This is a genomic window from Curvibacter sp. APW13, assembly GCF_032337135.1.
GTDB lineage: Bacteria > Pseudomonadota > Gammaproteobacteria > Burkholderiales > Burkholderiaceae_C > Allorhodoferax.
The window spans coordinates 51493-70960 of record NZ_JAVXZZ010000003.1; the positions used below are offsets into that span (position 1 = coordinate 51493).

Sequence of the window (19468 nt, forward strand, 5' to 3'; positions counted from 1 at the left end):
CGGGTTTTACGTCCAACCGACCCTGCATCACACAATGGCCCAATACGTTTTCTCCATGAACCGCCTCGGCAAGATCGTGCCGCCGAAGCGCCACATCCTCAAGGACATTTCCCTGTCGTTCTTCCCTGGCGCCAAGATCGGCGTGCTGGGCCTGAACGGTTCGGGCAAATCCACCCTGCTCAAGATCATGGCCGGTGTGGACAAGGAATTCGAGGGTGAAGCCATCCCCATGGCCGGGTTGAAGATCGGTTACCTGCCGCAGGAACCCCAGCTCGACCCCAACGAGACCGTGCGCGAAGCCGTCGAAGGTGGCATGGGTGAGGTGAAGGCTGCGCAGGCCCGTCTGGAAGAGGTCTACGCTGCCTATGCCGACGAAAATGCCGATTTCGATGCCTTGGCAGCCGAACAGGCCGAACTCGAAGCCATCATTGCCGCCGCCGGTGACGGTGGTGACCACCTGCTGGAGATTGCGGCAGACGCATTGCGCCTGCCCCCGTGGGAAGCGGTGATCGGCAAGCTGTCCGGCGGTGAAAAGCGCCGTGTGGCGCTGTGCCGCTTGCTGCTGTCCAAGCCCGACATGCTGTTGCTCGACGAGCCCACCAACCACCTGGACGCCGAATCGGTGGACTGGCTCGAGCAGTTCCTGCAGCGCTTCCCCGGCACCGTGGTTGCCATCACCCACGATCGCTACTTCCTGGACAACGCTGCCGAGTGGATTCTGGAACTGGACCGCGGTCATGGCATCCCTTACAAGGGCAACTACAGCACCTGGCTGGACACCAAGCAGTCACGTCTGGAAGCAGAGCAGAAAGGTGAGGAAGCCCGCGCCAAGGCCCTGAAGAAGGAACTGGAATGGGTGCGCCAGAACGCCAAGGGTCGCCAAGCCAAGAGCAAGGCCCGTATTGCCCGCTTCGAGGAACTGAGCGACTACGAATACCAGAGGCGCAACGAGACGCAGGAAATTTTCATTCCTGTGGCCGACCGTCTGGGCAGCCAGGTCATCGAGTTCCGCAACGTGACCAAGTCCTTTGGCGATCGCGTGCTGATCGACAACCTGTCGTTCAGCGTACCGGCAGGTGCCATCGTCGGCATCATCGGCCCCAACGGTGCCGGTAAGTCGACGCTGTTCAAGATGATTGCCGGCAAGGAAAAACCGGACAGCGGCGAAGTGGTGATCGGCCAGACCGTGAAGATGGCCTTCGTGGACCAGACCCGCGATGACCTGTCCGACAACAAGACGGTCTGGGAAGACGTGTCCGGTGGACTGGACATGATCAACATCGGCAAATTCACCATGGCCAGCCGTGCCTACTGCGGCCGTTTCAACTTCAACGGGGGCGACCAGCAGAAGAAGGTCGGCATGCTCTCCGGGGGGGAGCGCGGACGGCTGCACCTGGCCAAGACCCTGATCGCAGGCGGCAACGTGCTGTTGCTCGACGAACCGTCAAACGACCTGGACGTGGAAACCCTGCGTGCGTTGGAAGACGCACTGCTCGAATTCGCTGGCTCCGTCATGGTCATCAGCCATGACCGCTGGTTCCTCGACCGTATTGCCACCCACATCCTCGCGTGCGAAGGCGACAGCCAGTGGGTCTTCTTCGACGGCAACTACCAGGAGTACGAAGCAGACAAGAAGAAACGCCTGGGTGAGGAAGGCGCAGCTCCAAAGCGCATGCGCTACAAGGCATTGAAGTAATCAGCCGCACCAAAAATCGGTACGATGGCGCCCATGAAAGCCAACGCATCCACCCCAGGTAAGGACAACACCAAGTTCAATGCCATCGTGGAAGATGCGGTGGCGGGCGCTCCGGCGATCATGGCGGCCTTGATCGCCGCCTGTTCGCGCCAACTGTATGACCGCGAACTCAAGGCGCGCAACGTGTACGAGCGCGACGCGTTCATCGTGTCAGGAAAGCTGCTGAAGTCGAAGGATGCCGAGATGCGTGCGGCGTTTGGTCCGGCGCTGCGCATGGCTATCACCCAGCCCGAGAAGGAGCGCAAGCACGCGCCCCAGTCCCTGGAGACATTGAGTCTGGACCAGCTCGAGCTGATGGACGAGAACCAGGTACAGGAGAGCGTGGCGCTGGCCCGTGCCCAGCAGACTACGCTGCTGGTGGCCGACGCCAATCTGACAGAGCTCAATACCTTGGTATGCAGTGCCCTGGGTTTGGCGGCGGTGCGTCAGGAAGGCAACCCCCTGCGTCCGCAAAGCTATCTGCTGGCCCTCAAGGCGGTGTTGGACCAGCTGGCTGTCCCGCCTGCTGCGCGGCAGGAGTGGTTCGGGATTATGAGTGCGGCGCTCGGTCATGAACTGCGTTCGTACTATGCGATGTATGCGGACAAGCTCAGGGCCCAGGGTGTAGTTGCGGCGGGCTATATGGTCCTGCCTTCGGGCGGTGTGGTTCCGGTCCAGGCCAAGGCCGTGGCACCGAATTCGTTCAACGCACCACAGGCCGAGTCGGAGCTGGCAGCGGCCCAGGCCATGGCAGCCCAGGCTCCACAAATGGGAGCGCGGGTACTGCCAGGGGCGCGCCTGCAAGGGCAGAGCGGTTTTGTCGCGCCGGTTGAAGCACAGCCTCCGGTGGTCGAAGGTGCGGGAGGTACAGCGCATCGCCCCGAGGCATTGCTCAATCTCGATACCTTGCGGCGCTTGCTGTCCGGCGAGCTGGACAACCTGGCAAGCGCGCCATTGAGCCGCATGGAGTCATTCGCGCAGCGATTTGCGCGTGAATTCGAAGCGGGCAATTCAGAGCCGGCGGCCCCCGTGTCTGATTTCGCCTCCACGGTTCCGGCAGCGTTCGAGGCCTTGAGTGAAATGCGGCAGGTAGACCGGGTGGTGCAGCGATTGCAGCAACGCCAGGGCGAACCGACCCCGGAGGATGCGTCCAACAGCAGTATCGAGGGGGTACGCCTGGCCATGCGCCGAAATGCCAAGGGTATGGCGCAGGCGCTGAGTCTGGAAGTTGTCCAACTGATGGTGGAAAACCTGGCTCGCGACCCCCGGCTGTTGGCGCCGGTGCAGGCCTTGGTGCGTTCGCTCGAACCCGCATTGCTGCGTCTGGCTCTGGTGGATCCGCGCTTCTTCTCCGACAAGCAGCATCCGGCGCGCGAATTGCTGTTGCAGGTAACACAGCGCAGCCTGGCCTATTCCGATCCCCAGGCGCAGGGGTTGACACAGTTCATTGATGAAGTCCATGCCCAGGTCGACCCGCTGTCGCGCATGCACATCGATGACGCCGAGCCATTCCAGCGGGTGCTGGAAAAACTCCAGGCGGCCTGGACACAGGCGTTGCGTAAGCAGGAAGAGGCGCAGTCCAAGGTGGTCGCGATACTGCAGAACGCCGAGGCACGGAATCTGCTTGCAGAGAAGATCGCGGCCAAGGTCGAAAAGCACCCCGATGCGGGGGCGGTGCCAGCCGTGGTGGTTGACTTTCTCTGCGGTCCATGGGCACAGGTGGTGGCCCATGCGCGCATTACCCAGGGGGCTGGGTCCAAGGCTGCCTCCAAGTACGAAGCCCTGATTTCGGCACTGCTGTGGAGTGTTCATCCTGAGTTGACCAAGAACAATGTGGCCAAGCTGACCAAGCTGGTGCCGATGCTGTTGGCGACCCTGCGAACCGGCTTGGACTCCATTGACTACCCATCGGTGAAGACCAGCGCGTTTTTCGAAACGTTGATGGGGCTGCATCAGCGCGCGTTCAAGGGGGCGGCAAAGCCATCCTCCGCGACGGTGCAAGAGTCGGTGCTCACCCATGCGCAGGCCGGAGTCGGACGTCACGCCAGCGAGGAGAGCGAACCGTGGATTGCTCCCCAAGAAGCCCAGGCCTCGAACTTTGTCGATCTGGGCGAAGGTGGAGCCGACACAGCCGAATTGGCTCCTGCTGCGGTGCCCTCGGGCTCCCTCACGGAACCTATGCCCATCGGTCCGGATGCGCTGGACAACCTGGCGCTTGGTGCCTGGATCGAACTCTATGTTGAAGGGCAGTGGACGCGCACTCAGTTGACCTGGTCCAGCCCCCATGGCACCTTGTTCCTGTTCACCAATGGGTTTGGAGCGACCCAGTCGATGACCCGCCGCTCACGCGACCGGCTGGCACAGGCGGGGCAGTTGCGTCTGGTGTCCTCACGGGCGGTGGTGGAAGGGGCGCTCAACGCGGTGGCACAAACCGCCATGCGCAACAGCGTGGATACTGGGCTGCAGAGCGACATCTGATGCGAAACGTTCGCTAGCCCTCGCTGGGTAAGCGCAGTAAGCTATTGAACTAGTAGCTTTTCAGGTGTTCGTCGGTTCACCATCGCAATGCCGGCCATCACCACTGTGAGTGCGCCCAGCAGAGGCAAGCTCACGGATTCGCCCAGCCACCACACTCCGGCAATCAGGCTGAACACGGGTGTGAGAAAGGTAAAGGCGCTGACTTTGGTCGCAGGGTATTTTCCAAGGATCCACATCCACACCAGATAGCTCAGGAAGGCCCCTACGCTTGCTTGGACCAGCACCGATGCCCAGGCAAATGCGCTGAGTTGCAGATTCCAGGATTCCCCCATGGCCAGTGAGATGCATGGCAAGAGCAAGGCACTGACACCCAGTTGGTACATCAACAATTTTTCCGGTGCTATGCGCGTCAGGCCAGACGCTCGTATCACCACGGTGGTCAAACCCCAGAGTAGACCTGCCAGCAGCCCCATGGCGTCGCCGAGCCATTGCTGCGGGTAGGCAGATTCGGTGGGTTGATGCAGTACCCAGGCCACGCCCACAAAGGCGCAGCCCAAGCCCAGCCATTGCATGCGCCCCAGTCGCTCCGCTGGCACACGCAGCGGCAGCAGAAGGGCGACCCACAGTGGAGATGTGTACAGCAGCAACGTCAAGCGTGCCGCGCTGGTGTATTGCAGACCCAGAAACAGAAACATGAATTCGAGCGCAAACAGAACCCCCGCCAGTAGGCCGGCGCGAGTGCTTCCATCAGGGGAGAGAAGCGCGATGCCACGCCATCGGCACCAGAGCAGGAGCAATACGGCTGCCCCCTCAAGGCGCAAGGTGGCCTGGAATACCGGGGCCATCTCGGTCAGTGTTGCCTTGGCCAGTACCTGTTGGAAGCCCCAGAATGCCAGGCAGGCTAGCAGCAGGCCAACAGCCAGGGCATCAAGATCAGTTTTGCGATGGGTCATGCCAAGATTGTCGTTGATGCCTGCTGTGTCATTGCCTGACCCAAAAGGGGAAACTGGAACGATCGATGCGCAGTTGCATCTGCCGACATGGAACATGAAAAAGTTACGGCAGCACCAGGTGCTGCACCAATGTTGGGCTTTTGGCGCCGATGAGGCAGAATGTTCGTGCTCACCCACATCGACAGGAAGGAACGACGAGTGACGAGTACAACGAATGCAGGACTGAAAGTGCTGGTGGTCGAGGACAACACCATCAATCAACGGCTTGCAGTGGGGATGCTGCAGAGCTTGGGACATACCGGCGTGGTTGTCGGTGATGGCGAGAAAGCGCTCATGGCAATGGGGAAGCTCAAGTTCGATGTTGTTCTGATGGATGTCATGATGCCTGTGATGGACGGCATGGAGGCTTTGAAGGAATTGCGTGTCCGCGAAGCGACGCAAGGCGGCCATATGCCGGTGATCATGGCTACTGCCCACACGGAACCGGAAGAGCGCACACGGTTTCGCAAGGCGGGTGCGGACGGCTTTGTCGCCAAGCCTATCGAGCTTGAGGCTCTGCGGACCGAACTGGCGCGCGTGATGGGACGGAATTGAATAGTGCGCGGATGAGCAGGTTTATCAGGCTCTGGAAAGCTGGAACTGGCAGTATATTTCTGAAACCCATTTCACGAATACCATGGCACAAACACATTCAGTTGGTCGCTGGCTGCAGCCCAGTGTAGCGTTGATGCAGCGGATGCCCATGCGCATCAAGCTCTTCATACTTATGGCCTTGGCGCTGCTGCCATTGCTGGGGTTGGCCTATATCTTCTTCCTGGCCGAGCACATGGCGGGCTTGCTCATCTCGCTGGTGATGGCATGTGTGGCGCTGTATCTGGGGTTGGGCTTCATGGTGGCGACGCTGCAGGGGATAAAGGTGCTGCACGCGGCACTGAAGGAAGGAACCCGAGGCAACTTGGCCACGAAAGTGGAAACTCCGGGTTCGGACGAATTGGCTCTGATCGGTCGCGAGTTTGAACGCATGCTGGATGTGTTGTCTACCTTGGTGGCCGATGTCCGCAGTGCGTCGAGCATGGTGACGCATGTCGGTTCGCAGTTGGTGGAGGATGGCCACTCCCTGTCACAGCGCACGCAATCCCAGGCTGCCAGTCTGGAAGAGGCCACTGCCAATGTCGGCGAGGTCAGTGACACCGTTTCACGCAATTCCGAGGCTGCGCAGGAAGTCAGCCTCATGACCCGCAACCTCCATGACGAGGCACGCCATGCCAGTGGCTTGATGGAGCAGACCGTTGGCGGAATGGTGGCGCTGCAGGCAACTTCCAAGCGGATGAACGAGATCATTGGCACGATTGACGGGATTGCGTTCCAGACCAATTTATTGGCACTCAACGCTGCCGTGGAGGCTGCGCGCGCCGGTGAACAGGGCAAAGGCTTTGCCGTGGTGGCTGCCGAGGTGCGCAGCCTTGCCCGCAGAAGTCAGAGTGCGGCCGCGGAGGTGCGTGCGCTGATTGCGGAGTCAACCAGCCGCGTGGGAACTACCGTGACGGAAATTCAGGCCGTCAATCAGTTGATGACCAGTCTGGTAACAGGCGTTAGCGAGATTGCCCAGAACATCGACACCATGGCGGAGGGCAGTGCCAAGCAAAGCATCGCCCTGGCCGAAGTGGTGCAGGCGGTTGGCGATTTGGACAAGGTGACGATTGAGAATTCGGGTTTGGTGGACCGCACCTCCCATCGCAGCAATCGCCTCATGCAGCGCTCCAAGCAGTTGGAAGAAGCTGTCACCCACATCAAGCTTCGTCAGGGTACCACTGATGAAGCGATGCATTTGACCCGCAAGGCGCATGAGCTCATCAAACGTGTCGGATTCGACGCTGCATTTCCGATCTTGCACGACAAAGCGGGCGGGTTTGTCGACCGGGACCTGTACGTTTTCGTTTTTGACCGGCAGGGTGTATATCGTGTCATGGGGGCCGACCTTCAAAAGGTCGGAACATCGCTCTTCGAAGCGCAAGGCCTGGATGCCCAAGGATTGCTGGACGACGCATGGGAGCGGGCAGAGCAAGGTGGCGGATGGGTCGAGTACACGATCGTCAATCCGGTCACCCGCGATGTGCGCGCAAAGGCTTCCTATATCCTTCCGCTGGATCAGCAATTGCTGGTGGGCTGCGGGGCATATCGCAGCGTCATGTCCGAAAGTTGACCGGAAACGGTGACCGGTTGGATACCTTTTGCAACCTACAGAGGGTGTTCAGCATAGAACTTGCCCCCATGAAACAGGAGCGGTGATGCGCCGGGTAGGTGGTCGCACCGCTCGACCTCTCCCACAAAGATCATGTGGTCCCCTTCGGCATATTGACTGCGGTTGGAACATTCGAAATGTGCAATCGCCCCACCTATCAAGGGTGCGCCACCCAGCCCCGGCTGCCAAGGTACGCCGTCGAATCGGTCCGGGATCTTTTCGGAGAAACGGCGCGCCAGGTCCTGCTGGTCTGCCCCGAGAATGTTGATGGCGTAGTGTTCCCCGTTTCGGAAGGCCTCGAACGAGCCGGCTGAACGCGCCAGACTCCACAACACCAGTGCGGGGGACAGGGAGACCGAATTGAACGAGTTTGCCGTCAATCCCACCAAGCCTCCATCCACCCGACGAGCCGTAACGATGGTGACGCCGGTGGCGAACATGCCGAGCGCCGCGCGGAACGACTGGCTGGACAAGGGCGGGCTTGCCGACAAAGTGGTGCATTGCGTGACCATGCGCTGAATGTACATGAAGGTCAAAGACCGCAGGGGACGGGGGATTACCTACAATCCAGTGATGTTCAAGAAAGCCGTTGTAGGTGTGTTGTTTGCTGCAAGTTTTGTAGCTGGGTGGGCAGCCGAAGCCAGGATATGCCGCGACTACGTTTCCCGTATCCCTGGCGCAGGGGTGGAGCTATGCGAGGCGGCGGCGCTGTCCGATCTCAAGGTGCGTTCGGTTCAGGGGCGTACCCTTTGGGGCACTGAAGTGGCGGCGCCCAATGCGTCTGTCCGGGTGCTCGTGCTGGGGGGTATCCATGGCGATGAAATGTCGTCCGTGTCGCTGGTGTACCACTGGATTGCGTTGGCCCGCCAAGGTGTGGCCGACATGCCGCAGCCGGTCCATTGGCGGTTTGTACCATCGCTCAATCCGGATGGTCTTTTTGCCCATCCATCAAAGCGGGTCAATGCGCATGGGGTGGACTTGAACCGGAATTTTCCTACGCCCAATTGGTCCAGGGACGCAAAGGAGTACTGGGAGATACGTACGCGACGGGATCCGAGGCGCTGGCCAGGAAAGACCGCCTTGTCCGAGCCGGAGTCGCGGTATGTGGTCGATCAGATCGCACAATTCAAGCCGCATCTGATCGTAAGCGTTCACGCGCCCTTCGGTGTGTTGGATTTTGACGGACCCACGGTTCCGCCGACTCGCCTGGGGCGCCTCTACCTGGATCAGGTTGGCATTTACCCTGGTTCACTCGGCAACTATGGCGGCGTGCACAAGGGCGTGCCGGTGGTGACCATTGAACTCCCCAGCGCGGGTCAGCTGCCTCAGCAAGGTGAGGTGCGCCAGATGTGGCTGGACCTGTTGCGTTGGACTGCCGAGCGCATCCAGCCACAGGCAGCGGGGGCGGTAGCCAAGGCGGCTAAACCTTGAGTCGGCGTCCTCGCGCCATTTAGCTCCCGGGGTAGAGGCCCCACTTAGTGTCCCAGGATCTTGGACAGGAAGTCTTTGCTGCGCTCGCTTTGCGGGTGGTTGAAGAACTCGTGCGGCGTGTTCTGCTCCACGATCTGACCCTGATCCATGAAGATCACGCGGTCGGCCACAGCCTTGGCAAACCCCATTTCGTGCGTCACGCAGATCATGGTGATGCCCTGCGATGCCATCTCGATCATCACGTCCAACACCTCCTTGATCATCTCCGGGTCGAGGGCCGAGGTTGGTTCATCGAACAGCATGATCTTCGGCTTCAGGCACAGTGCGCGAGCGATGGCAACGCGTTGCTGCTGTCCACCCGACAGTTGTAGCGGGTACTTGTGTGCCTGTTCGGCAATGCGCACCCGCTTGAGCTGCTCCATGGCCTTTTCCTCGGCATCCCGTTTTGGCATCTTGCCAACCCACATCGGTGAGAGCGTGAGGTTTTCGAGTACCGTGAGGTGCGGGAACAGATTGAACTGCTGGAACACCATTCCGACTTTCTTGCGCACGTCGTCGATGGCCTTGATGTCATCCGTGAGTTCCACGCCGTCAACCACCAATTGCCCCTGCTGGTGCTCTTCCAGGCGGTTGATGCATCGGATCATGGTCGATTTGCCAGATCCTGAGGGGCCACACACGACGATGCGCTCCCCTTTGGTGACGGTCAGGTCAATATCGCGCAATACGTGGAAACTGTTGCCGTACCACTTGTTGACCTTGTTGAAGCTGATGATCGATTCAGACATCGGGAAATCCTTTAGCGTTGCTTGCTCTTGTTGACCTGCGCTTCAATCCACTTGCTGTAGCGCGACATCGAGTAGCAAAAGATGAAATAGATGACGGCGATGAACAGGTAGCCCTCCAACCGGAACGGGCGCCAGTCTGCTTCGGCATTCATGGCCATACCCATCGCACCGGTCAGCTCGTACAGGCTCACGATGGCCACCAGCGAGGTGTCCTTGAAGGTGGAAATGAAGTTGTTCATGATGCCTGGTACCACCATGGCCAGGGCTTGGGGCAGCACGATCTTGCGCTGCGTCTGCCAGTAGCTCAGGCCCAGCGTCGCCGCAGCTTCGAGCTGGCCTTTTGGAATGGCCTGCAGGCCACCGCGAATTACCTCGGCCATATAGGCTGCGGCAAAGAGGGTGATGCCTGCCAGTACCCGGATCAGGACGTCGATATTGAATCCCGAAGGCATGAGCAGCGGAAACATGAAGGACGCCATGAACAGCACCGAAATCAGTGGCACACCGCGGATGAGTTCGACGTACACCGTGCACAGGCTGCGAATGGCGGGCATGCCTGAGCGCCGGCCCAGCGCGATGCACAGCGCAATGGGGAAGGCCATGATCATGGACAAGGACGCCAGCAGGATGGTCAGTGGCAAGCCGCTCCAGAGGTCAGTCTCTACCTTGCGCAAACCAAACACGCCACCGTACATAATGGTGAAGTAGAAGGCCAGTACCAGCAACCACAGGCCCGCCAGCCAGGGTTTCCAGAACATGCGCACGCAACTGGCAATGATCAGCGTCAGCAGCACTGCAGTGGCAATCAAGGCCCGCCAATGCTCCTCGAATGGATAGCGCCCGAAAAGGATGAAACGGAACTTCTCCTTGACCACGCCCCAGCAGGCACCGTGGGCAGCGTGACAAGCATCGGGACTGGCAATGGTGACGGCGTCAAGGACAGCCCAACGCAGGAAATGCGGGAGCAGGTAGAGCAGTGCGGCCACGACGGCAACGGTACCGAAGGTCGTCCTCCAGTCACTGAAAAGGTTGCTGCGCATCCACGCCAGCCAGCCCGTGGTCCGGTTCGGTGCCGGGCGGGCTGCAATCGGTTGAAATACTTGTGCGGTCATGGTGTGTCTCAACGTTCCTTGATGGCAGCGCGGGCGTTGTACCAGTTCATCAGGAAGGACGTGGAAAGCGAGGTAGTCAGGTACACCAGCATGATGATGGCGATACATTCCACGGCGCGGCCGGTCTGGTTGATGGCGGTGTTCGCGATCGAGACCACATCCGGGTAGCCAATGGCCACCGCCAAGGACGAATTCTTGGTCAGGTTCAGGTACTGGTTGGTCATCGGGGGAATGATGACGCGCAGGGCCTGCGGCAACATCACCAGGCGCATCGTTTGGCCTCGGCTCAGGCCCAGTGCACTGGCTGCCTCGGATTGTCCGAGGGACACTGACTGGATCCCTGCGCGCACGACCTCCGCCACAAAGGCAGCCGTGTAGATCACCAAACCCAAGAGCAGCGACAAAAATTCAGGAGTGAGCGCACCACCATGTTCGATGGCGAATTCACCCATGACGGGCAGGTTCCAAGCCGTTGGGGATCCTGCCAGCACCCAGCCAGCCAGCGTACCGCCTAGCGCAATACCTGCGGGGCCCCAGAACATGCTGCGTGCCACACCGGTGGCTTCGAAAGACCGTAACGCCCAGACGCGGTATCCATAGGCACCTGCAATCCCAACGGCTGCACCGGCCAATGTGATGAAGTGCTCATTGCCGGGAACCGGCATGGGGAAGTTGAGCCCCATCTTGCTGAGGAAGAAAGGGCCGAAGGATATGGGCTCGTTGGCGGCCGGAAGAACCTCGGTGAAGAACAGGTACCACATCAGCAACTGGAGCAGCACCGGTATGTTGCGGAAGAACTCGACGTAGGCGACACAGAGTCCCCGGACCAGTGCATTGCGGGAGAAGCGTCCGACACCAATCAGGGTGCCCAGCAGCGTCGTCAGGATGATACCGACGATGGCAACGCGCAGGGTGTTGACCATGCCGACCAGATAGGCACGCCAGTAGGATTCGCCGGAGTCAAACGCAAACAGGCTTTCGCCGATATCGAAGCCCGCAGCACTGTTGAGGAAGTCGAAGCCGCTCTGGATGCCGCGGGCGCGCATGTTGGTGGCCGTGTTGTTGGCCAGATAGAGCACGGTCAGCACGATGACTGCTACTGCCACAACCTGGTACACCAGCGCACGGAAGGCCTGACTACGCCAGGACCACTTCTTCTTGGGAGGGAGGGATGGTTCAGCCATGGGAACCCTTGGAACGAAAGCTAAGCATCAAACAAAAAAGGCAGTGCAGTGGTGGGTACTGCAACTGCCTTGTCGCGGCCTCCGCAATTCCGAAGGCCGCAGAGCGCATCAGCGGATTGGTGGGGCGTACTGGATGCCGCCTTTGGTCCACAGGTTGTTCAGGCCGCGAGGCAGCTGCAGTGCCGATTTGGGGCCGACGTTGCGTTCAAAGATCTCGCCGTAATTGCCGGTGGCCTTGACGGCGCGGGCCAACCATTCCTTGTCCAGACCGAGCAGCTTGCCAGTGTCTTCGGTGGTTCCGAGCATGCGGCCAATCGCGGGATCCTTGGTGTTCACCTTGAGGTCGTCCACATTGGCCTGGGTAATGCCAGCCTCCTCGGCTTCGAGCAGACCGTATACGGTCCATTTCACGATGGCCGCCCATTCATCGTCGCCACGGCGTACCAATGGTCCGAGCGGTTCCTTCGAGATCAGTTCAGGCAGGATCAGGTGGTCTGCGGGATTCTTGGCCGACTTGTTGCGGACCGATGCCAGACCCGAGGCGTCGGTGGTGTAGGCCACGCAGCGACCGGAGAAGTAAGCACCTTCCACGGCGTCAAGCTTTTCGAACACCACGGGTTTGATGCCCAGGTTGTTGGCTTTGGAGAAGTCGGTCAGGTTCTTTTCCGTTGTGGTGCCCGACTGCACGCACACGGTCTGGCCCTTGAGCTGCTTGGCGCTCTTGATCTTGCTCTTGACCGGGACCATGAAACCCTGGCCGTCGTAGTACACCACGGCGGTCTGGCTCAGGCCCAGCGAAGCGTCGCGGGTCAGGGTGAAGGTGGTATTGCGCGAAAGCACATCCACTTCACCGGATTGCAGGGCCGTGAAACGGGCCTGGGCCACCAGCGGGACATACTTCACCTTTTCTGCGTCGCCCAGCGTCGCGGCAGCCACCGCGCGGCAGACGTCGACGTCAATGCCAGTCCACTTGCCATTGGAGTCAGCAGCGCTGAAGCCTGCCAGACCGGTGTGCACCCCGCAGATCACTTGACCGCGCGCCTTGATGGCATCGAGTGTCTTGCCGGCATGGGCAGGCGCAGCGGCCAGTGTGCCGAAGGCGGCGACTGCAACTGCAATGGCTTTGACAGCGTTCAGTTTCATAGTTTTCAGCTCCAATGAGATAAAGGAAAGTTCGGCACAGTATGCGCCGACCAACACGCAACGGTGCGTGATACGAACGAATGTACTGCAAGCAGCGTGCCACATTTCACAGGGTTTACGCGGGTGTAAAACTGTACGCCCATCAGGGGCACTCGGCCCGATGTCGCACATCAACGCTGCGTCGTCAGATACTGCTGGCGGTGCGCCCGAATCGGGTCATTTGTGCTCCGAGTCGGTGCATGTTGCACCACCGCAGCCTTCGATGGCCTGCATCGGCAACGCTTGCGGGCGCGCAATCGAACCCGTGGCCGGGTCGAAACCCAGTTCGTGCAAATGCATGGCCAGTGCAGCGTCCATGGCCTGGGCGTGTTGCGGAAACCAAACTGTCAACTCACGCGCCATCTGGCGCGGGACATGTAACTCGCCAGAGCGGCCACGCTGGGTGCCCTCGCGCATGATCTTCAGGATGATGGCGTGCTGGCTGGCGTGGCAGTTGTCAGCCGTGAAGCCGGTACGCAGCATCCAGCGGTCTTCGCGGTCGAAGTGCTCCTGGGTGTGGTCTACCAGAGCCTCCCAGTGTCGAAGCAGTTCGTGTTCCGGCGCGGCCAGTACTGCGTTGAGCAGGTCCACGAATTCACGGTGGGTGTCGTCCATCGTGGAATTGTTCAATAGGTAGTCATCGCTCCACTGCATGGAGTCGTTCATCGTCGCTTGCGTCATACCCTGTCCTTGTCCAGCCCCGCATTGTGCCCGACGCCTCGGCGCGACTGCATTTCGCGACCAGCGTCGGAACTGGCCTGCGGCCCCAGTAGTGCGAAGGCCTGCGGGAAGACGCTGGACTCTTCCAGTGCGATGTGCGGTGGGTAGAGAGCCCGAAAGACCTGAATGGCGTCTCGCTGGGGCGATGTCAATGGCGTCGTGACACCGCTGGACCACGCACGCAACGCCGGTTCGATGCCTCGCCACAAGGACTCCATCTGGGCATGGTCGTGTTGCAGTCGCTCCACCTGTGCCACCAGCGCCGCAGAGCCATGCGCCAGCAACAAGGGAAACAGGTGAAGTTCTTCGTCCTGATGGTGAAGCGGGGCGGCCAGCGTGAAATAGCGCAGGACGTCCGCGGCGGCGCTGCGACTGGATGCGTCGTGCCCGTGGAGATCAACGTGCTCTACCAAGCGCCCAAGGAGGTCAAGGCTGCGCTGCACGCGATCATGGCAGGCGCTGAGCATTGCCTGGGGATCTTCGAAGCCGACTGCGGGGGAATTGAAACCGGGGAAGGAGTGTGACACGGCGGATGGAAGTGAAGGGGGACTGCGTCATACTAGCGCCTTGTGCGCTGTCTGACCTTAAGGCAGTTCGTGTACTTTCCTCAAACGGGTATCCCATCCATGGCTGTGAATGCTGACGAGTTGACCTTGCGTTGCCGGGCGCTGCTGGACCCGTGGAAAGCATTTGCGGCGGCGCCTGCGTTTGAGCGGTTTGTCGAATTTGCGGTGGCCGTCTCGGCGTTCACCGAGTTTCTCTCTTCACGCAGCCTGGCCGGATTGCACCAGGAGGCACATGCACTGGAACAAAACGTCCTGACCTATTTCGAGGCTTGGAGCACCAGTCCGCCAGGCCCGGAGGTGGTGTCGGCTCTGGGGCGGCGCCTGTCGCAGTTTGAAGCGCGGGTGGCTGCATTCATCGAGGGAAACACACTGGAGTTCGGCGAGCGCCGCAGTGCGGCCGCGGGCCAGGATGTGCTGCAGCAGTTGCAGGCCCAGCGCGGCATTGGTTTGGTGACAGACCAAGCCGAGCACTGGTCCGAGCTGATTCGCCAGTTGCGCTATTTCAACATTCCGACCATGGTGCAGGCGCTCGCGCAGCAGCTGGTGGGCCAACACGAGGCCACCACGGTCCTGGTCGATCACCGTGGGCGCAGCCCGTCGGAGGTGGCGCAGACCGTGCGCATGTTGCGCGGCCACCTCGCTGCCAGCTGCCTTATCGCCTGCGAGGTCCCCCCCGATTTCGACAGCCAGAAATCGGTCCTCGCGGCCGGCTGTGACTATTGCTTTGTGGCCGGAACGGCCCATTCGGTGCTGATCGACCGCATCATGCGGGTGAGCGAAGTGCGCGATGAAGATCCCTACCGGGTATTGGTGGTGGAAGACTCGCGCACCGCGGCGGCGATGATCCAGCGCACCCTGTCCGAGGCCAGCATGCAGGCTACAGTGATCCACGATCCACGTCAGGTGCTGGACGCACTGCAGCGCGTGACTCCCGACTTGGTACTGATGGACATGCACATGCCCGGCTGCAATGGTGTGGAGGTAACCCGGGTACTGCGACAGCACCCCGAGTTCTTGTCCACGCCGGTGGTCTACCTTTCTGGAGACAGTGATATCGCCTTGCAAGTCGACGCGTTGCGCCTGGGCGGTGACCACTTCCTGACCAAGCCGTTCAATCCGGTGATTCTCAATGCGGTGATCAAGAGCAAGATTGAACGTTACCGGGCCTTGCGCAAGCACATGGTGTGTGACAGCCTGACGGGGCTCCTGAACCACACTACCTGCAAGCAGCGGCTCGATGGCTTGGCTGCTTCGGCCGTTCGCGGTGGTGCTGGCTTTTGCGTGGCCATGGTTGATATCGACCATTTCAAGCGCGTCAATGACAGCTATGGTCACCCCGCGGGCGACCAGGTCATTCGCAGCATGGCCTGGTTGGTCAAGCAGCGCCTGCGCACCACGGACGTGGTGGGCCGCTATGGCGGTGAGGAATTTGTACTCATGTTGCCCGACAGCACGGAAGTGCAGGTGGCCCAGTTGCTCAATGCCATCCGTGAAGACTTTGCCTGCATCGTGCATGAGGCAGGGGAAAAGCGCTTCCAGTGCAGCTTCTCTGCTGGCGTGGCCCAATGGCAGACCGGTGACAGCGCAGACGCGGTGCTGGCTTGTGCCGATGAGCGCCTGTACCAAGCAAAGACGGCCGGACGCAATCGCGTGGCAGTCAGCCCCACTATCGTGGTCCCCGCGTGATAGTACCTACCGAATTTGCCCCTGCCCCTTGATTCAATTGGGTGAGTCGCTATCAAAATGAAAGCGACCCACGTGGGCTACCGTTAGCCGCACTGTCCCACATAGCCGCAGGCGGTGCAGAAGTCGCATCCATCCTTGTGAATCACGGTGGGATTGCCGCACTCAGGGCAGTTCTTGCCCGCCATGGTGTGGGTGGTCTGGGCGTCTTGGGGAGTATCCAGTACCCCCATGTCGCGCAGTGGGTAGCCTTCCTCATTGAGCACGCCGAGCATGGCGTAGCGGTGGATGATGAGACGCGCCATGTAGGCAACGGTAGAGGGCCAGGTCTGCTGGCGGCGTTCGCCATGCGGCAGGCCGGGTACGAAGGCCATGAAGTGTCCCAGTGGCTCGGCGTAGTTCAGCAGCTTGCGCAGCTTCATGCCGATCCAGGCCGGGTCGATGACACGCATGTCCAGTGACAGCACGCGGGCCAAGCCATCGTAGGCCTTGGGGTAGTTGCCCGAGAAGCCGATGGCGCAGGGGCGGGTCACCAGGGTGCCGTCCGCATTGGGAAGGGTCACCTCTTTCAGGGTCACCGTGAAGGCTTCATCGGTAGCCGGGTTGTCAATGTCCACCGACCAGGCCAAGGTCCCCGAGGGGCCGGTCTGCGGCTCGCTGCGGCTGAACATCGCGTTCAGCACCGGGGTTTTCTGCGGGTCTTGGGCACCTTCGAAGGCATTGAGCTGCTCGCAGCGCCAGCGGATCACCGCCGCCGTGGCGGCCACTACCCCCGGAAACAGGCGCTGGTGCCCATGGGGAGGGAATGGCATCTCAAAGGCGTGTTCCTCGGCCACGGTGGACATGGCATCCAGCTTGAGGCGCAGCCAGGCTGGATCGTTGGTGCGCATGTCCATCGACAGGGTTTTGGCCAGTGCACCCAGGCCGCGCGGTTCGTCCGTGCCATTGACCCAGACCTCGAAGGGTTTGGGGCTAGCGCCCTCGGCGGCCAGTTCACCCACGAACAGGGCGAAGTCGCCGAAGCGGTGGTGCACCATGAAAGTCCAAGCCGAGTTTCCGGCGGGCAGTTCGGGACGGCTGGGCCACTGTAGCGACGAAAGCACCGGTGCAGGCAGCTTGTCCAGCGCCAAGCGTTGGTTGGCATCGGAGATCTGCAGTGGCGCCGCGGTCGTCTGCGGTGCCACGCTCAGCACCGAACCCAGCACGGAATTGGGGCGGTAGGTCGCCAGTCCTTTCAGGCCGGACTTCCAGGCCTGCATGTACAGGCCCTGGAAGTCGGAGTAAGGGTAGTCGGCTGGCACGTTGACGGTCTTGCTGATCGCAGTGTCAATGTAGGGCGCGACCGCTGCAACCATGCTGGCGTGGTCCTGTGCGCTCATCTCCAGTGCGGTGATGAAGGCCGGTGTCAGTGGGGCATCAGGGCCATGCAAGTGGCGGAACAAGCGCCAAGCGTGGTCCTCCACCGCGTACTCCTTGAAGCTGCCGTCGGGCATGCGCTTCTTGCGGTTGTAGGTCCAACTGAAGGGCGGCTCGATGCCGTTGGAGGCATTGTCGGCAAAGGCCAGGCTGATGGTGCCTGTGGGTGCAATGGACAGCAAGTGCGAGTTGCGCAGGCCTTGGGCCCGGATGCGCTCCTTGAGCCCATTGGGCAGGCGCGAAGCGAAGTTGGAGCCCGAGAGGTACAAGTCGGCATTGAAGAGCGGGAAGGCACCACGCTCGGCGGCCAGGTCGCTGGACGCCGCATAGGCAGTGTCGCGCATCAGGCGCGAGATGTGGGAGGCGAAGTCACGGGCCTGCTGCGTGTTGTAGGGAAGGCCCAGCATGACCAGGGTGTCGCCCAGGCCAGTGAAGCCCAGGCCGATGCGGCGCTTGCTGCGCGCTTCTTCCTGCTGCTGCGGCAAGGGCCACACAGTGGCATCGAGCACGTTGTCGAGCATGCGCACTGCTACCCGACACAGGGCAGCAAAACCTTCCTCGTCGAAGTGCACGCCCGGGCCGAACGGGTCGCGTACAAAACGGGTCAGATCCACCGAGCCCAGGCAGCAGCAGCCATAAGGGGGGAGGGGCTGTTCGGCGCAGGGGTTGGTGGCGGCGATGGTTTCGCAGTAGGACAGGTTGTTGTCCTTGTTCATGTGGTCCAGGAACAGAACGCCGGGTTCGGCATGGTCGTAGGTGGAGCGCATGATCTGATCCCACAGCTCAGACGCCGGTACCTTGCGGTAGACCCAGTCCCCGTGGTCCTCGCGCGGATAAGCACCTGCGTCCAGCTGGGCTTGGCTGGGACGGGCCTTGTGCACCAGTTCCACCATACCGTTGTCCTGCACCGCTTGCATGAAGGCATCAGTCACCCCGACGGAAATGTTGAAATTGCGCAGGTCGCCACTGTCCTTGGCGTGGATGAACTCCTCGATATCGGGGTGGTCGCAGCGCAGCACGCCCATCTGGGCGCCTCGGCGGGCGCCGGCCGACTCCACCGTTTCGCAGGAGCGATCGAATACGCGCATGTAGCTCACAGGACCGGATGCACTGCTCTGGGTGCTGCCAACCCACGATCCGCGCGGCCGGATGCGCGAGAAGTCGTAGCCCACGCCGCCGCCGCGGCGCATGGTTTCCGCGGCCTGCGTAAGGGCGGTGTAGATGCCGGGATGGGCGTCGTCTTCGCTGGCAATCGAATCCCCGACGGGCTGCACAAAGCAGTTGATCAAGGTGGCCGCCAGGTCGGTGCCCGCGGCAGATTGGATGCGGCCAGCCGGCAGGAACCCGCCCTGCAGCGCTTCAAGGAAGCGTGCATCCCAGTGTTCGCGCTGCTCGGGTGCTTCCATGGCGGCCAGCGCACTGGCGACGCGCCGGTTGACGTCCAGTACCGACTTTTCGTCGGCCTTGGCATATTTTTCCAGCAGCACTTCTTCGCTGATGGCTTGGGCGGGCAATTCCAGTGCAACGGGGGTGTGTTCAGTGGTGGTCATGATGTAGAGTTGAAGGGCGGGACGGTGAAGAACGGGTTAGAGGAGTCCAGTGGGCCAGCGTGTTCTGGCGATGGTGATGATGGAAAAGACAGTAGTCAAGGCGCTGCCTCCCCAGATCCAGCGGGCGCGGTGGCCTTGAGCGTCGCGCAAGGCCAGTTTGCCCAGAAATATGTACAGCATCAAGAGCATCACCTTGGAGCCTAGCCAGGCCTGCTGCCAGGGGTATTGCTCACTCCAGGTGGCCAGTGCGATGGCAGCGCCCAGGAGGACGGCATCATTGACATGTGGCGCAACACGTAGCCAGCGCCACTGACGCCAGCGAATGCCGTGCAGCGACAGACCCCAGCGCAGGGTAAACAGTGCCACACTGATACCAGCACACATGATATGCAAGGCGCGGACTTGGGCGTACTCCATGGCAGGCTCCT

16 protein-coding genes are annotated in these 19468 nt (G+C 61.0%); 6 read left to right on the forward strand and 10 right to left on the reverse strand.

The genetic code is table 11. From position 1 onward, the window contains the following. Positions 1 to 34: 34 nt before the first annotated feature. Together ettA and RQP54_RS13415 are read left to right on the forward strand one after the other, a co-directional pair. Complete coding sequence (gene ettA, locus RQP54_RS13410) at positions 35 to 1696, forward strand: energy-dependent translational throttle protein EttA (RefSeq protein ID WP_315678883.1); 1662 nt, start codon at positions 35 to 37, stop codon at positions 1694 to 1696. A gap of 33 nt (positions 1697 to 1729) precedes the next feature. Then, positions 1730 to 4213 carry a DUF1631 family protein gene (locus RQP54_RS13415; protein WP_315678884.1) on the forward strand — a complete coding sequence of 828 codons (2484 nt, stop codon included), beginning with the start codon at positions 1730 to 1732 and terminating at the stop codon, positions 4211 to 4213. Between the two features lie 41 nt (positions 4214 to 4254). On the opposite strand, the gene RQP54_RS13420 is transcribed toward RQP54_RS13415, so the two are convergent. Then, positions 4255 to 5166 (reverse strand): DMT family transporter, encoded by a 912-nt coding sequence (locus RQP54_RS13420; RefSeq protein ID WP_409997580.1) that lies wholly within the window; start codon positions 5164 to 5166, stop codon positions 4255 to 4257. Between the two features lie 159 nt (positions 5167 to 5325). On the opposite strand from RQP54_RS13420, the gene RQP54_RS13425 reads away from it, so the two are divergent. After that, on the forward strand, positions 5326 to 5760 hold the full coding sequence (locus tag RQP54_RS13425) for a response regulator (RefSeq protein ID WP_315678886.1): 435 nt from the start codon (positions 5326 to 5328) through the stop codon (positions 5758 to 5760). 268 nt (positions 5761 to 6028) lie between these two features. After that, on the forward strand, positions 6029 to 7369 hold the full coding sequence (locus tag RQP54_RS13430) for a methyl-accepting chemotaxis protein (RefSeq protein WP_315678887.1): 1341 nt from the start codon (positions 6029 to 6031) through the stop codon (positions 7367 to 7369). A gap of 35 nt (positions 7370 to 7404) precedes the next feature. Here the strand turns inward: RQP54_RS13430 and RQP54_RS13435 are convergent, their stop codons facing one another. Continuing rightward, a complete protein-coding gene (locus RQP54_RS13435) occupies positions 7405 to 7920 on the reverse strand; it encodes a flavin reductase family protein (RefSeq protein WP_315678888.1) in 516 nt (171 codons plus the stop codon). Positions 7921 to 7933: 13 nt separating this feature from the next. On the opposite strand from RQP54_RS13435, the gene RQP54_RS13440 reads away from it, so the two are divergent. Then, positions 7934 to 8839 carry a M14 family murein peptide amidase A gene (locus RQP54_RS13440; RefSeq protein WP_315678889.1) on the forward strand — a complete coding sequence of 302 codons (906 nt, stop codon included), beginning with the start codon at positions 7934 to 7936 and terminating at the stop codon, positions 8837 to 8839. A gap of 44 nt (positions 8840 to 8883) precedes the next feature. Here the strand turns inward: RQP54_RS13440 and RQP54_RS13445 are convergent, their stop codons facing one another. The 6 genes from RQP54_RS13445 to RQP54_RS13470 form a co-directional block, all read right to left on the reverse strand. Continuing rightward, the gene (locus RQP54_RS13445; protein ID WP_315678890.1) at positions 8884 to 9627 is read right to left on the reverse strand and encodes an amino acid ABC transporter ATP-binding protein; all 744 of its coding nucleotides are present in this window, start codon (positions 9625 to 9627) and stop codon (positions 8884 to 8886) included. An 11-nt stretch (positions 9628 to 9638) separates the two neighbouring features. Beyond that, positions 9639 to 10739: an amino acid ABC transporter permease gene (locus RQP54_RS13450; RefSeq protein ID WP_315678891.1), complete on the reverse strand. Its 1101-nt coding sequence runs from the start codon at positions 10737 to 10739 to the stop codon at positions 9639 to 9641. A gap of 8 nt (positions 10740 to 10747) precedes the next feature. Then, on the reverse strand, positions 10748 to 11923 hold the full coding sequence (locus tag RQP54_RS13455; RefSeq protein ID WP_315678892.1) for an ABC transporter permease subunit: 1176 nt from the start codon (positions 11921 to 11923) through the stop codon (positions 10748 to 10750). Positions 11924 to 12031: 108 nt separating this feature from the next. After that, the gene (locus RQP54_RS13460) at positions 12032 to 13066 is read right to left on the reverse strand and encodes an amino acid ABC transporter substrate-binding protein (RefSeq protein ID WP_315678893.1); all 1035 of its coding nucleotides are present in this window, start codon (positions 13064 to 13066) and stop codon (positions 12032 to 12034) included. A 216-nt stretch (positions 13067 to 13282) separates the two neighbouring features. Continuing rightward, on the reverse strand, positions 13283 to 13786 hold the full coding sequence (locus tag RQP54_RS13465; protein ID WP_315678894.1) for a hemerythrin domain-containing protein: 504 nt from the start codon (positions 13784 to 13786) through the stop codon (positions 13283 to 13285). Next, entirely contained in the window at positions 13783 to 14352 is a 570-nt protein-coding gene (locus tag RQP54_RS13470; RefSeq protein WP_315678895.1) for a hemerythrin domain-containing protein, read from the reverse strand. The genes RQP54_RS13465 and RQP54_RS13470 overlap by 4 nt, the downstream gene beginning before the upstream one ends. Positions 14353 to 14451: 99 nt before the next feature. Here RQP54_RS13470 and RQP54_RS13475 point away from each other — a divergent pair, with 99 nt between their 5' ends. Beyond that, complete coding sequence (locus tag RQP54_RS13475) at positions 14452 to 16077, forward strand: diguanylate cyclase (RefSeq protein ID WP_315678896.1); 1626 nt, start codon at positions 14452 to 14454, stop codon at positions 16075 to 16077. 83 nt (positions 16078 to 16160) lie between these two features. On the opposite strand, the gene RQP54_RS13480 is transcribed toward RQP54_RS13475, so the two are convergent. Further along, positions 16161 to 19040 (reverse strand): adenosylcobalamin-dependent ribonucleoside-diphosphate reductase, encoded by a 2880-nt coding sequence (locus tag RQP54_RS13480; protein WP_315678897.1) that lies wholly within the window; start codon positions 19038 to 19040, stop codon positions 16161 to 16163. Positions 19041 to 19076: 36 nt separating this feature from the next. Next, the gene (locus tag RQP54_RS13485; protein ID WP_315678898.1) at positions 19077 to 19457 is read right to left on the reverse strand and encodes a SirB2 family protein; all 381 of its coding nucleotides are present in this window, start codon (positions 19455 to 19457) and stop codon (positions 19077 to 19079) included. Positions 19458 to 19468 lie beyond the last annotated feature (11 nt).

What these genes read in the sequence shown, in the direction of transcription:
- ettA (WP_315678883.1), top strand. Translation starts at nt 35, where the DNA reads ATGGCCCAATACGTTTTCTCCATGAACCGCCTCGGCAAGATCGTGCCG.
- RQP54_RS13415 (WP_315678884.1), top strand. Translation starts at nt 1,730, where the DNA reads ATGAAAGCCAACGCATCCACCCCAGGTAAGGACAACACCAAGTTCAAT.
- RQP54_RS13420 (WP_409997580.1), bottom strand. Translation starts at nt 5,166, where the DNA reads ATGACCCATCGCAAAACTGATCTTGATGCCCTGGCTGTTGGCCTGCTG.
- RQP54_RS13425 (WP_315678886.1), top strand. Translation starts at nt 5,326, where the DNA reads ATGTTCGTGCTCACCCACATCGACAGGAAGGAACGACGAGTGACGAGT.
- RQP54_RS13435 (WP_315678888.1), bottom strand. Translation starts at nt 7,920, where the DNA reads ATGGTCACGCAATGCACCACTTTGTCGGCAAGCCCGCCCTTGTCCAGC.
- RQP54_RS13440 (WP_315678889.1), top strand. Translation starts at nt 7,934, where the DNA reads ATGAAGGTCAAAGACCGCAGGGGACGGGGGATTACCTACAATCCAGTG.
- RQP54_RS13445 (WP_315678890.1), bottom strand. Translation starts at nt 9,627, where the DNA reads ATGTCTGAATCGATCATCAGCTTCAACAAGGTCAACAAGTGGTACGGC.
- RQP54_RS13450 (WP_315678891.1), bottom strand. Translation starts at nt 10,739, where the DNA reads ATGACCGCACAAGTATTTCAACCGATTGCAGCCCGCCCGGCACCGAAC.
- RQP54_RS13455 (WP_315678892.1), bottom strand. Translation starts at nt 11,923, where the DNA reads ATGGCTGAACCATCCCTCCCTCCCAAGAAGAAGTGGTCCTGGCGTAGT.
- RQP54_RS13460 (WP_315678893.1), bottom strand. Translation starts at nt 13,066, where the DNA reads ATGAAACTGAACGCTGTCAAAGCCATTGCAGTTGCAGTCGCCGCCTTC.
- RQP54_RS13465 (WP_315678894.1), bottom strand. Translation starts at nt 13,786, where the DNA reads ATGACGCAAGCGACGATGAACGACTCCATGCAGTGGAGCGATGACTAC.
- RQP54_RS13475 (WP_315678896.1), top strand. Translation starts at nt 14,452, where the DNA reads ATGGCTGTGAATGCTGACGAGTTGACCTTGCGTTGCCGGGCGCTGCTG.
- RQP54_RS13480 (WP_315678897.1), bottom strand. Translation starts at nt 19,040, where the DNA reads ATGACCACCACTGAACACACCCCCGTTGCACTGGAATTGCCCGCCCAA.
- RQP54_RS13485 (WP_315678898.1), bottom strand. Translation starts at nt 19,457, where the DNA reads ATGGAGTACGCCCAAGTCCGCGCCTTGCATATCATGTGTGCTGGTATC.